This window comes from Paraburkholderia gardini, assembly GCF_907164545.1.
In the GTDB taxonomy this organism is placed as follows: Bacteria; Pseudomonadota; Gammaproteobacteria; order Burkholderiales; family Burkholderiaceae; genus Paraburkholderia; species Paraburkholderia gardini.
On record NZ_CAJQZB010000029.1, the window covers coordinates 21,750 to 34,819 of the forward strand.

13 protein-coding genes and 1 tRNA gene are annotated in these 13,070 nt (G+C 63.6%); all 14 read right to left on the reverse strand.

The genetic code is table 11. From position 1 onward, the window contains the following. Positions 1-35: 35 nt before the first annotated feature. Positions 36-743, reverse strand: coding sequence for a tetratricopeptide repeat protein (locus LPA37_RS19315; protein WP_407672572.1), 708 nt, complete (start codon positions 741-743; stop codon positions 36-38). After that, entirely contained in the window at positions 740-1,519 is a 780-nt protein-coding gene (locus LPA37_RS19320) for an HpcH/HpaI aldolase family protein (protein ID WP_229013368.1), read from the reverse strand. Before LPA37_RS19320 ends, LPA37_RS19315 begins: the two co-directional genes overlap by 4 nt. 151 nt (positions 1,520-1,670) lie before the next feature. Continuing rightward, positions 1,671-2,114: a 6-carboxytetrahydropterin synthase QueD gene (queD, locus tag LPA37_RS19325; RefSeq protein ID WP_228980228.1), complete on the reverse strand. Its 444-nt coding sequence runs from the start codon at positions 2,112-2,114 to the stop codon at positions 1,671-1,673. 9 nt (positions 2,115-2,123) lie between these two features. Further along, the gene (queE, locus tag LPA37_RS19330) at positions 2,124-2,756 is read right to left on the reverse strand and encodes a 7-carboxy-7-deazaguanine synthase (protein ID WP_228980059.1); all 633 of its coding nucleotides are present in this window, start codon (positions 2,754-2,756) and stop codon (positions 2,124-2,126) included. 54 nt (positions 2,757-2,810) lie between these two features. After that, on the reverse strand, positions 2,811-3,542 hold the full coding sequence (queC, locus tag LPA37_RS19335; protein WP_228980057.1) for a 7-cyano-7-deazaguanine synthase QueC: 732 nt from the start codon (positions 3,540-3,542) through the stop codon (positions 2,811-2,813). Between the two features lie 497 nt (positions 3,543-4,039). Beyond that, positions 4,040-4,115: transfer RNA gene (locus LPA37_RS19340), tRNA-Phe, on the reverse strand. A gap of 83 nt (positions 4,116-4,198) precedes the next feature. Then, positions 4,199-4,888: a response regulator transcription factor EsaR gene (gene esaR, locus LPA37_RS19345; RefSeq protein ID WP_228980055.1), complete on the reverse strand. Its 690-nt coding sequence runs from the start codon at positions 4,886-4,888 to the stop codon at positions 4,199-4,201. Continuing rightward, on the reverse strand, positions 4,889-7,324 hold the full coding sequence (locus tag LPA37_RS19350; protein ID WP_228980054.1) for a sensor histidine kinase: 2,436 nt from the start codon (positions 7,322-7,324) through the stop codon (positions 4,889-4,891). It abuts the gene before it with no gap. Further along, complete coding sequence (locus LPA37_RS19355) at positions 7,314-7,904, reverse strand: DUF4390 domain-containing protein (protein WP_228980053.1); 591 nt, start codon at positions 7,902-7,904, stop codon at positions 7,314-7,316. Before LPA37_RS19355 ends, LPA37_RS19350 begins: the two co-directional genes overlap by 11 nt. Continuing rightward, the gene (gene rsmB, locus LPA37_RS19360) at positions 7,901-9,319 is read right to left on the reverse strand and encodes a 16S rRNA (cytosine(967)-C(5))-methyltransferase RsmB (RefSeq protein ID WP_229013369.1); all 1,419 of its coding nucleotides are present in this window, start codon (positions 9,317-9,319) and stop codon (positions 7,901-7,903) included. The genes LPA37_RS19355 and rsmB overlap by 4 nt, the downstream gene beginning before the upstream one ends. Positions 9,320-9,624: 305 nt before the next feature. Further along, on the reverse strand, positions 9,625-10,482 hold the full coding sequence (gene htpX / locus LPA37_RS19365) for a zinc metalloprotease HtpX (RefSeq protein ID WP_228980051.1): 858 nt from the start codon (positions 10,480-10,482) through the stop codon (positions 9,625-9,627). Positions 10,483-10,585: 103 nt separating this feature from the next. Beyond that, positions 10,586-11,239 (reverse strand): LysE family translocator, encoded by a 654-nt coding sequence (locus LPA37_RS19370; RefSeq protein ID WP_229013370.1) that lies wholly within the window; start codon positions 11,237-11,239, stop codon positions 10,586-10,588. 161 nt (positions 11,240-11,400) lie between these two features. After that, on the reverse strand, positions 11,401-12,396 hold the full coding sequence (fmt, locus tag LPA37_RS19375; RefSeq protein ID WP_229013371.1) for a methionyl-tRNA formyltransferase: 996 nt from the start codon (positions 12,394-12,396) through the stop codon (positions 11,401-11,403). A 30-nt stretch (positions 12,397-12,426) separates the two neighbouring features. Further along, positions 12,427-12,930, reverse strand: coding sequence for a peptide deformylase (gene def / locus LPA37_RS19380; protein ID WP_228980045.1), 504 nt, complete (start codon positions 12,928-12,930; stop codon positions 12,427-12,429). Positions 12,931-13,070 lie beyond the last annotated feature (140 nt).

Below are 13,070 nucleotides of genomic sequence, written 5' to 3' on the forward strand. Positions count from 1 at the left end.
CGGCGGCTGGCGAATGCCGGCCGCCGCGAATCGCGCTACTGCGGTTTCGCCTCGTGTTCCTGCTGAAGCTGCGAGGTGAGCTGCTGGTATTTCAGGCGCGCCGCCGGATCGCCCTGCGCCGCGGCTGCCGCGTAGTAGGCCCGCGCGACATTCAGGTTACGGTCGACGCCATCGCCCCCACGCTCATAAAATGAGCCCGTCACGTACTGCGCGGTCATATCGCCGCCTTCGGCCGCTTTCTTGTACCAGATGAACGCCTGCTGGTTGTCGCGCGCGGTACCGCGACCGTCCAGGAACTGGTTTGCAAGGGCCAGTTCGGCCTGCACGTGTCCCTGCTTTGCCGCCTTCAAAAACCATGTGTGCGCCTCCGACGGATCGCGGCTGACGAATTCGCCATCGTCGTACATCTTTCCGTACACATACTGCGCGTGCGACATGTTCGCGTCGGCGGCCTTGCGCAACCACTTCTTGCCTTCGTCGACATCGGGTGCGGTACCTTCGCCGTTCAGCAGCATCATCGCGTAGTTGAATTCGGCGAGGCGGCTGCCGTGCTGCGCAGCCTTGCGGAATTCAGCGAGCGCCGGTCCGAAGTTGCCCGCGTTGTAGTCGGCGACGGCCGTCTGCGTCTCGGCTTCCGCGGCCCTGGGCGAGACGACCGTCTGCGCATGGGCCTGCATCGGTGTCGCGAGTGCTGCAACGCTCGCGGCGAGTGCCAGCCATGCAGGCAATGAAACGCGGATCATGAACGCACCTCCTGCAGCGCCTGGCGCGTCGCACGCAACATCCACATGACGTCCGCGGCGAGCGCGATAAAGCGGAAACCTTCGGCGCGATACTGCCGCGCACTCAGGACATCCATGGCGAAGATGCCCGTCGCCACCTTCGTGCGATGCGCGACCGCGGTGACACGCGCGATGGCAGCGATGACCTCCGGATGCTTCGAGTCGCCGAGATGGCCGAGGCTCGCGGCGAGATCGGCTGGTCCGATGAACAGGCAGTCGATACCGGGCGTGGCCGCGATCTGCTCGATATTGTCGACGGCGTGCGCCGACTCGATCTGCACGATCGTCGCGATCTGCGCATTCGCGTTCTGCACGTAGTCGCGCCGCATGCCGTACGCCGCCGCGCGCACCGCGCCCGCGACGCCACGCAGGCCGTCGCCGCCGGCAACCGGGTATTGCGTCAGACGCACGGCCTGCGCCGCTTCTTCAGCCGTTTCGATATTCGGAAACATCAACGTGCGCGCGCCCGCGTCGAGCACGCGTTTGACGAGCCACGCCTCGCTCGCCGGCAGACGCACGACGGGTTCAGTCGGAAGATGCGCCGCAGCAATCGCGCGCAACTGGCCGGTGACATCGACGCTGTCGTTCGGCGAGTGCTCCATGTCGATCAGGAGCCAGTCGAAGCCCGCGTGCGCGAGCGCTTCGGCGGCGGAATCGCTGCCGAGCGAAAGCCACAATCCGAACAGCGGATCCGGTTCTTTCAGGCGTAGCTTGAGAGGATTGGTGAACGTGCTCATCGCGGTGCTCCCTCACGACGCGCGGGGCGGCGGGAAGCACTGGATTTGACGTCGGCGCGGCGGCGGTCGCGCCCGCTTGTCGGTGTGGTGTACGGCATGTCTCGCTCCGGCTGGTTACGCCGCGATCATACCGTGACAATAACGCGCCCGTTCAGTCGCGAACGACGTCAGCCCAGCAGTTAGGCGTTTCGTAAAGCCGCACCTTGTGCAGCCGCAGGTTCACGCCGTAATGCGCATCGTAGACGTTCGCGAGAATATCGAACGCGACGGCGGCGAGATTTTCGACGGTCGGAATGCGGTCGAGCACGACCGTCTTGTGGCCAGGCATCGTTTCGAGGAAGCCGCGCACCTGCGTGTCGCCTGCGTAGACGAGAAACGCGTGGTCCCACAGGTCCACGAGATGCTGGTTCGCGAGCGACTTCACGTCGGCGAAATCCATCACCATGCCGCGATCCGGCGCACCTTCCGTATCGACGAGATCGCCTTGCAGCGTGATTTCGAGCACATACCGGTGGCCGTGCAGGTTACGGCACTGGCTGCGGTGATCGGGAATGCGGTGGCCCGCATCGAATTCGAGTTTTCGGGTAATCGTCAGCACGGCGGATCAGGGAATGTTCAGATACTTGTGGGTTTGCATCGACAGGCGCCATTGCGGATGGCGCTTGCACCAGTCGATCGCGAGCTTCGTGTTGATATCGCGCGACGGACCGTCCATCGGCTGCACGAGGAAATAGTCAAAATCGAGCTTCGCGTAGTCGGCGAGGCGCTGGTTGTCCTGCGGAACGACGACCTTCAGCTCGTTGCCCTTCGTGACGACGAGCGGCGCGTCGGCTTTCGGGCTCACGCAGATCCAGTCGATGGTGTCCAGCACGGGCAGCGAGCCGTTGGTTTCGATCGCGATTTCGAAGCCGGCGGCGTGCAGCGCATCGACGAACGGCGGGTCGATCTGCAGCATCGGTTCACCGCCGGTACACACGACAAAGCGCTGCCCTTCGCCTTCCGGCCACAGCGACGCAATCTTCGCGACCAGTTCATCCGCCGCGCGGAATTTACCGCCGTTCTCACCGTCGGTGCCGACGAAATCCGTATCGCAGAAGCGGCACACGGCGTCGGCGCGATCTTCCTCGCGGCCCGACCACAGATTGCAGCCGGCGAAGCGGCAGAACACGGCCGGGCGCCCGGCATTCGCGCCCTCGCCCTGCAATGTGTAGAAGATTTCCTTGACCGCGTACGTCATGCTGCTTTCTGCCTGAATATCCTGAATGTGTTGACTGCCTGTGCTGCGCGGCGGTTAAACCGGTTCCGTCACTTTCTCGCCGGCGAGATACGCTTCATAGCCGCGCTTGCGCAATTTGCACGCCGGACATTCGCCGCAGCCGAAACCCCACTTGTGCAGTTCGGCGCGCTCGCCGACATAGCACGTGTGCGTCTCGACCCGGATCAGCTCGACGAGCGCTTCGCCGCCCAGCTCCAGCGCGAGCCGCCAGGTGTCGGCCTTGTCGAGCCACATCAGCGGTGTTTCGAGCAGGAAACGGCTGTCCATGCCGAGATTCAGCGCGACCTGCAGCGCTTTCATCGTGTCGTCGCGGCAATCGGGATAGCCCGAAAAATCCGTCTCGCACATTCCGCCCACCAGCACCTGCAATCCGCGACGATACGCAATGGCCGCGGCGATCGTCATGAACATCAGATTGCGGCCGGGCACGAACGTATTCGGCAGGCCACTTGCGGCGGCTTCGATCTGGATCTCGCGCGTCATCGCGGTATCGCTGATCGCGCCGAGCACGCCGAGATCAATCATGTGATCGTCGCCGAGCCGCTCGCTCCACGCGGGAAATTCGCGCGCGACCGCGCTGCGAAACCCCTCGCGGCATTCCAGTTCGACGCGATGCCGCTGACCGTAATCGAAGCCGAGCGTCTCGACTGTTTCGTATCGTTCGAGCGCCCATGCGAGGCAGGTGGCCGAGTCCTGACCACCGGAGAAGAGCACGAGGGCGCTGCGTTTAGCGTCTGTCCGGGTCACCGTGAAACTCCGTGATTGATGAGTGCCCGCGTCGCGCTGTGCGGTGTGTGCAACAGCAGGGCAACGCATGGCCGAGGCTGGGTCAATGTCGAGCCGGCGCCCGATGGGGCCGGTCTCAGGCAGTATAGGCCGCGCCTTTCGCACGCAGCGTCGCTGGCGCTTATACCGCTCATCGCCACCCGTTGGCTTTCTTTTGCGCGTGGCGCGCGCCGCGCAATCCGGGACGCTCACGCCGTTCACCGCAACCCCGCAATCCAGCACGTTCCGGAGGCATCGACCGCCGGTCATTGGCGCGAAATGCCAGACCACAGGCTGCCTGAAACGAAAAAGGACTTGTCAGTCGAACGTGGCAAGTCCTTGAACTGGCGCGATTTTATCATGCGCCGCCGCCTGCCGCTGACAGCGCCGCCTGCCGCAAACCGGTCCCGCCGACGCTCCATTGGGACACCAAAAACAGAAAGCCCCAGGAATCTTGCGATTTTCCTGGGGCTAAATTCTGGTGGCCTGGGTCGGAATCGAACCAACGACACGCGGATTTTCAATCCGCTGCTCTACCAACTGAGCTACCGGGCCAACGAAGAAGCGAAAGTATATCAAAGTGGGCAGGCCGCCTCAAGTCCCTTGATGAAATTTATCGGGATGGCGTATGGCCGGCCTTATTCGCTCTTGTTCTTGCCAAGGTCGACGCCGAGCTGCTTCAGCTTGCGATACAGGTGCGTGCGTTCCAGCCCGGTTTTCTCCGCGACGCGCGTCATGCTGCCGTTTTCGCGCGCGAGATGATATTCGAAGTAAGCGCGTTCGAAGGCGTCACGCGCATCGCGCAGCGGAATATCGAACGAAATCGACGCCGTCTGCGCCGGCAGTGCGCTGCCGATCATGCTGTCGCCGGAAAGCATCGGCAGTGCGGCCGCCGAAGCCACCATCGACATGCCCGCGGGCACCGCGGGTTTCGCCACCACGCCGCCGGCGGCGGGCGCCGCGTTGCCGCGCGCAAGACCCTGCTCGACCGCTTTCAGCAGTTTCTGCAAGGCAATCGGTTTCTCGAGGAAATTGAGCGCGCCGATGCGCGTGGCCTCGACCGCGGTGTCGATCGTCGCGTGACCGGACATCATGATCACAGGCATCGTCAGTTGCCCTTGCGCGGCCCACTCTTTCAACAACGTGACGCCATCGGTATCCGGCATCCAGATGTCGAGCAGCACGAGATCCGGCGCCTGACGCAGACGGAAATCACGCGCCTCCTGCGCATTTTCCGCAGCTTCCACGACGTGCCCTTCGTCGCTCAGGATCTCCGAGAGCAATTCCCGGATGCCCATTTCATCATCTACCACCAGGATGGTTGCCATTTACGCTGCCCTTGTCTGCACGGTTGCTTTTGTCGTTCCCTGCAATGCGTCGCCATGCGTGCCGTGTGGCCCCGCGTCCGGCGCCGCCGCATCGTCTGCCATTTGAAGGAAAAGTATCGAAATCTGCGCGCCCTCGACCACATCGCCCGCTTTCATGCGGTTGCGAATGTCGATTCGCGCGCCGTGTTCGTCGACGATCTTCTTGACCATGGCAAGACCAAGACCTGTTCCTTTGGCCTTGGTCGTCACGTATGGTTCGAAAGCGCGCGTGAGAATGCGGGCGGAGAAGCCCGGACCGTTGTCCGAGACAGTCAGACGCACCGCGACACCCGCTTTCCCTTCTGCATCGGGATCGCCATATTCTACTGTCCGCGTCTCGAGCACCACATGGGGATGCTCGACGTCGGCCACTGCGTCCTGCGCGTTCTGCAACAGATTGTGGATCACCTGGCGCAATTGCGTCGCATCGCCGCGAATCACCGGAAGATGCGCGCCGAGTTCCACTTCGATCGCACTCTTGCCTTCTTCGATGCCGTACAACGTGAGCACTTCGCTCACGAGATCGTTGAGCTGCAGATTCGCGAGCACCGCCGGCGGCGTGCGCGCGTAATCGCGGAAACTGTCGACCATCTGTTTCATCGCGGCGACCTGGTTCACGATCGTGGTCGCGCCGCGCTTGAGCACGTCGGCGTCGGACGGCGCGAGCTTGTCGGCGAGTTTCATCTGCAAGCGCTCAGCGGAAAGCTGGATCGGCGTCAGCGGATTCTTGATTTCGTGCGCGAGCCGCCGCGCGACTTCGCCCCACGCGATCGAACGCTGCGCCGAGATCACGTCCGATATGTCGTCGAACACGACCACGTAGCCGGACGTCTGCGCATCCTGCGCGTCGCCATCGGTAGCCGCGACGAGCCGCGCGCCGCGCACCAGCAGCGTCAACGGTTCAGCTTCGCCGGCCACCTGAACCGATACCTGCTGCTGCCAGTGCCCACGATCGTCCTGACCGTGACCGTGTCCGTCACCGCTCGCCGCCTCGCGATCGGCAAACGCCTTGCGCACCATCGCGCCGAATTCGTCGAGCACGCCGATATGATCCAGCGGCGAGCCAAGCATCGGCTGGAACGGCTGACGGAAGATGCGCTCCGCCCCGCGGTTCGCCGTGGTCAGCCGGAAGCGCCGGTCGAATACGAAAACGCCTGCAGTCAGGTTCGCAAGAATGCTTTCCAGATACGCCTTCGAATGTTCGAGTGCGATGCGGTTGTTCTCAACCGCCGCGCGCGCCTCTGAAAGCTGGCGCGTCATCGCGTTGAACGACTGCGTGAGGAAGCCGAGTTCGTCACGCGACTTGATTTCGCGCTTCGGCGTGTAGTCGCCCTCGGTCACTTCCTTCGTGCCTTGCGCGAGCAGGAACAGCGGCCGTGCGAGCTGGTTGCCGAGCGCGAGCGCCAGCATCATCGCGATAAAGGTGGCGAGGAACAACGCAAGCGTCAGCGTGCCGATGTACATCTTGCGCAGCCCCGTACGCCCGAGCGCCTTTTCCTGATACTCGCGATAGGCGCGCTGCACGGCATCGGCGTTACGCGCGAGCGACGGCGAAACCGGCACCGTGAGCTGCAGGAAGCGTTCGGCCGGTTGCAGCAACGCCGCGTTCGAATCCGGAATGCGCTGCACGACGCGCAGACGCAACGCGCCCTTCGCGCCGCGCAGATTCGGATCGCCGTCCACTTCGCCTTCGATGGCGGCGAAGCCGCGGCCGCGCGCCTGGTCGATCATGAGCAGCGTGGGCAGATCGTTCGGCACCAGCGACGCGTAATTGCCCGACGCCTGCGCGACGACGTGCATGTCCGGCGTCGCGCCCGACATGCTGCGCACCGGCTCGACGATGAGCGCTTCCTGCACGCCAAACTGGTCGCGCAGACGCAGCAGCGTGAGCGTCGTACTGCCCGCTCCGGTGCTCGCCAGCTGCTCGGACATCAGACGGCCCTTCGTCTGCAGATCGGACAGCGATGCATCGAGCATGCCGCGTCCCAGATTCAGACCGGACGTGAGCGCCGTTTCGACGTTGACGTCGAACCACGATTCGATGCTGCGCGACACGAACTGGTACGACACGATGTAGATGATCCCGCCCGGCACGACGCCCACGAGCGCGAAAAAGAACGCGAGCTTCGCGAGGAGCCGCGTGCCGAACTTGCCCTTACGCAATCGCGTGATGATCACGACGACGAGCACCGCGACGATCAGCATGAAAATCAGCGCGACCGCGACGTTCGCCGCGTACAGCCACTGATAGTAGCGATCGAAGAATTCGGTGTTCGCGCTCGCGGCCGCAAGCAGCACGAGCAGCAGGACAGCGGTGACGGCGACCGTCGACACCAGCACGCGGACGATGAGTCCGGTGATGCTGGTGGTCGTGGCATGGCGCACTTTATTTAGCACGTTCAGTCACCGTAAAGGTAAAGCGCTTCCAGTCCGAAGAGAGATTCCAGTCGCGGTTGTTGACCGCGTCGATCTGGAACGGCTTCGGCATCAGCGCGACATCGAGCTGCATGCGGACCGACGCGTTATACGTCTCGCCGACATTGACCTCGTTGCGGTCGATCACATGCCACGACGTGACATGCTTGATCACCGAGAGCGCGTCCTTCAGCGTGCTGAAGCCAAGCTGAAGGCCACCCGACGACACGCGATATTCACGCGTGAGCGGCTGGAACGACAGACGGATGCTTTGCGAAACATTGACCGGCTGCTCGTCGAACCAGTACCAGCGCGGGCGGCTGAGCTCGAAATCGGTGGTGAAGTAGAGCGGAATGCCCTTGTTGACGGCGTCTTCAAGATTGCTGTTCAAGTCGAATTCAAAACGCGCGTCGAGATTCCAGCCACTCCCGTCGGCCTGCAACGATGCACGCTGCACGGCGATCGAGTCGGCGCGCGCGGATTCGGCCGTGCCCAGCCAAACGGCCAGCGCAATCCAGAGTACGGCCGCGAGCCGAAGCGGGAAGAAGCGTTTGATGGTCACCGTTTCTGAAAGCGCGCGTAGAAAAATCCGTCGTGGTCTGAATTCAAGTCGGTGTCCTGCCCGGCGCGCGGCGCGCCTGACGAACTGGCCTGCGCGCGGGCGACCTTGGGCAACAGCTGCCCCGGCGCGTCCAATCGTACCGCATCTTGGTGATTGCCTCCAAACCACTGCGCCTGCAACTCGCCCTCTTCGGGGAAGATCGAGCACGTCACGTAAAGCAGTTCGCCGCCGGGTTTGACGAGCGGCCAGAGCGCTTCGAGAATGCGCCGCTGCTCGGCAACCAGCGCGGGAATATCGCTCGCGCGACGCAGCCAGCGAATGTCCGGATGCCGTCGCACGATGCCCGATGCCGAACACGGCACGTCAGCAAGTATCCGGTCGAACGGCTGGCCGTCATGCCACTTCGCGGGATCGCCGGCGTCGCCGATGCGCACTTCGGCTTCGAGATTCAGGCGCTGAAGATTTTCGCCGATGCGCCGCGCGCGCGACGCATCGCTTTCGAGCGCGATCAGTTCGATATCGGCGAGTTCGAGCAGATGCCCGGTCTTGCCGCCAGGCGCCGCGCACGCATCGAGTACCCGCATGCCGTTTTGCACGCCGAGGGATTGCGCGGCGAGCTGCGCGCCGGCATCCTGCACCGAGACGACGCCTTCATCGAAACCCGGAATGCGGTCGACCGGCATGGGTGTATCGAGACGTACCGCATGCTCGCCGGCCGCGCTCGCCGTGATGTGATGCTCGCCCAGCACCTTCAGATAATCGGCAACGGTCGAACGGCGCGCGTTCACGCGTAGTGTCAGCGGTCCCTGCTCCTTGCCGGAGGCAAGGATCGCCGCCCAGTCGTCCGGCCATGCGCTTCTGACGGCGTCGATCCACCATTGCGGGTAGTTCCAGTGGGCGACGTCGTCGGTCTGCACCGTCGCAAGCAGGCCTTCGCGCTCGCGCAGGAAGCGGCGCAAAACCGCGTTGACGAGTCCCTTCGCGAACGCAAACTCGCGGCGCGCACCGATCGCGTTGACGGCCTGATCGACAACGGTGAACGGCGTGTACGCGGCCGATTCTTCCTCGTCGACAAGCAGCGACAGCGAGCATGCCAGCATGTGGCCGACGTGCGGCGGAGGCGCCTTGCGCACGAGCTGTGCGATCAGCGCATCGGCGGTGGCGAGACGACGCATTGTTCGATACGCGATGTCCTGCACCGCGCCGCGCGCGGCAGCACCTTCAGGCGCGGAGACGAAAACGCTTTGCAGGGCGGCCGGCAGCGCGGCGCCGAGGCGCACGGCGCCGACGGCCTGCGCCGCACAATCGAGCGCAAAGCCCAGCGACTCAGGCGCGAGATGCAACATCGACAGACGCGATTCGCGCGGGCGAGGGGATTTCGATGAAACGGGTCGCTCGGAAGGCTTGGCAGTCATGGATCAGACAGAGACGAGCCACACAGGCGGCGTGGCGCAAAAGAGACATTGTAGCGTGGCGCGCCGCTGGCGCCGGGCCGGCAACCACGGGCGGGTGCGATCCGGATGTGTTTGAGGTTGCCTGCCTGTGTCGTGCCTGGGGGCTTTGCCAGGGTGCGGGCGGGTTGTACGTGCGGGGTTGTCTGGGTGTTGAATCGAAAAGGGCGAGCCTGCCGGCTCGCCCCTCGGGCTGTGGGACGCGAATGCCGTCCTGCAAGCGTACCCCTTCGGTTCATTTCATCCGAAGTGGGTGCGCTCGCGTCAAATCATTCGAAGCGCCCGGTTCGCGCCATCTCCATCAGACGCGCCACGCGTTCCTCAGTGGCCGGGTGCGTGGAAAACAGGTTCGCGATGCCGCCGCCGGCGAGCGGGTTCATGATCATCATCTGAGCCGTTGCCGGATGGGCTTCGGCAGTCGCGAACGGAATACCGCTCGCGTAGCGATGAATCTTCTCGAGCGCCGACGCAAGCGCCTGCGGATCCCCGGAAATCTGCGCACCGCCTCGATCCGCTTCGAACTCGCGCGCACGTGAAATCGCCATCTGGATAAGCGCGCCGGCAATCGGCGCCAGAATCGCCACGGCGATACTCGCGATCGGGTTCGACGGGCGGCCGTTCTCGTCGCGCCCGCCAAAGAACATCGCGAAGTTGGCCAGCGCCGAAATCGCGCCCGCCATCGTCGCCGACACCGTCGAAATCAGGATGTCGCGGTGCTTCACGTGCGCCAGTTCGTGCGCCATCACGCCACGCATTTCGCGCTCCGACAGCACCCGCAAAATGCCTGTCGTCGCCGCCACTGCTGCGTGCTCAGGGTTACGGCCCGTCGCGAAGGCATTCGGCGCGTCTTCGTTGATCAGATAGACCTTGGGCATCGGCAGGCCCGCGCGCGTGGCGAGTTCGCGGACCATCCGGTAAAACTGCGGCGCACTGGTTTCGTCGACTTCCTGCGCGTTGTACATGCGCAGCACCATCTTGTCCGAGAACCAGTACGAAAAGAAATTCATGCCGACGGCGATCAGGAACGCGAGCATCATGCCTCGCGAACCGCCGATCATGCCGCCAATCACGATGAAAAGGGCCGTAATCGCGGCCATCAGCATCGCGGTTTTCACCCAGTTAAACATTTCCTGTACTCCTTGCCCGAATCCGGGTTCACCTATGAAGCCGCCGAGTGCGGCGGTCGATTGTAAGTGATTTGTTAGATATGGGCGCGCAAGGAAAATTCAATCAGCGTGACGCGGTGGCGAGTTTGATCCCCAGACCGACGAACGCGCTACCCACGCCACGGTCGAGCCACTTCTTCACACCGGGCTTGCCGGAAAAGCGCTGCGTCACGCTGCCGGCGATCCATGCGACGAAGCTGTTCCAGACCATGCTCATCGCGACGAAGACCACACCAAGCGCCAGGAACGCCAGCGTTTTGTGTCCGCTATCCACAGTGACGAATTGCGGAAAGAACGACACGAAGAACAGCACGACCTTCGGGTTCAGCACGTTCGTCCAGAAGCCCTGCAGGAAAAGCTGACGCAGCGATTTCGGCGCGCCGGGCGCGCGCGAAGGAGCGGTCTTCGCCGCATCGGGCGACTCTGCCGCCGGCTTCGCAAGGATCAATCGTGCGCCAAGATAGATCAGGTAGATCGCGCCGACGAACTTGATGACGGTGAAAGCCGTAGCCGACGCCGCAAGCAGCGCGGTCAGACCGAACGCGCAGGCCAGCGAATGCACGCAGCACCCAGCCGAAATACCGAGCGACGACATCAGCCCTGCGCCGCGGCCCTGCGCAACGCTGCGCCCGACGATATAAGCCGTGTCGGGGCCGGGCGTTATGTTCAGCAGGAAAACCGCGACGACGAAAAAAGCGAAATGAGTGATGCCAAACATTGAAACCTCGGACGCGTGCGGAATGCACAAACGATTCTAACGCGCCGCGAGGAGGCAGCGAGATCTGGCCGAACGGCATATGGTGCGGCGACACCTGCGGCGTTACGATCCTGCCTGAACGACGAGGAAATCAGGGCGCCGCAGCGCGGAAGGCGCAGCGCTTACTGCGCTTCGGGCAGCTTGAGACGCTGTCCTGCGGCAAGGGTTGAGCCCGCGAGAAACTCGCGCACCGGCAAGCGCTTGCCGCCGGGCTTCTGTAGTTGCGTGAGGCGCAACGCGCCGGCGCCGCTCGCGACGACCACGCCTTCCGGCGAGACCTCGACGATCGTGCCGGGCGCAGCTTCACGCGCTGAACCAGCGGCATCGAGTGCTTCCGCGGCCCAGATTTTAAGCGCGGTGCCGTCTTCGAGCGTCGCCACGCCGCCCGGGAACGGGTCGAACGCGCGAACCTGACGCGCAAGCTCCATGGCGGGACGCCGCCAGTCGAGCGCCGCTTCGTGCTTTGCAATCTTTTCGGCGTACGTTGCGCCGTCGGCGGGTTGCGGAGTGGACGTCAGCTTGCCCGAGCGCTCGAGTTCCACGAGTGCATCGACGATCAAGGTGGCGCCAGCCTGCGCGAGCCGCTCGTGCAGCGTTGCGGTGGTGTCGTCGGGATAGATGGGCGTGCGGGCTTCGGAAATCATCGCGCCGGTATCGAGGCCGACGTCCATCTGCATCAGCGTGATGCCAGTTTCGGCGTCGCCAGCTTCGATCGCACGGTGGATCGGCGCCGCGCCGCGCCAGCGCGGCAGCAGCGACGCGTGAATGTTGACGCAGCCGTGCGGCGGGATATCGAGCACTTCCTGCGGCAGTAGCAGTCCGTACGCGGCCACGACCATGACGTCGTGTTGGGTTGCTCGCAACTGGTCGATGGCGGCGCTGGCTTCGACTGGATATTTACCGTTCCGGCGTAACGACGGCGGCTGCGCGACATCGAGGCCATGTTCCAGCGCGAAACGTTTCACCGGGCTCGCCTGCAGTTTCATGCCGCGGCCGGCGGGGCGATCAGGTTGCGTCAGAACGAGCGGCACCGGAAATCCGGCCGCGTGAATCGCCGCAAGTGCCGCGGCGGCGAATTCCGGCGTACCGGCAAAAATGACGCGCAGCGAATGGCTCATGTACAGGGGCTTTTGCGGGATAGGAACGCGTTACATCGCGTGCGCGAGCTTTTTCATCTTGCTCTTGATGCGCGTCTGCTTGAGCGGCGACAGGTATTCGACGAACACGTGGCCCATCAGGTGATCCATTTCGTGCTGGATACACACGGCGAGCAGGCCTTCGCAGTCGAGTTCGAACGTCTCGCCCTTCTCGTTCAGCGCACGCACACGCACCTTCTCGGCACGCTCGACGTCGTCGTAGATCCCGGGCACCGACAGGCAGCCTTCTTCGGAAAGCTTCTTCTCGTCGCTCGACCAGATGATTTCCGGGTTGATGAAAGCCTGCAGTTCATCGTGCGTTTCAGACACGTCGATCACGATCACGCGTTCATGCACGTCGACCTGCGTTGCCGCAAGGCCGACGCCCGGTGCCGCATACATCGTCTCGGCCATATCGGAGACCAGCCGGCGGATGCGGTCGTTGACCGCTTCGACGGGCTTCGCGATCTTGTGCAGGCGCTTGTCGGGATAGTTGAGGATGTTCAGTAAAGCCATGGTTTTGATGAGAGTGAGTGAGCGCTGCGCGTCACGGCCGCTTCCAGTCTGATACCGGACCGGGCCTCATACATGGCCATCTGGCCAGCTTGTGGGCTCATCGGCTTATACGGAGGATTGCGGTCGAACCAGTTCGATTC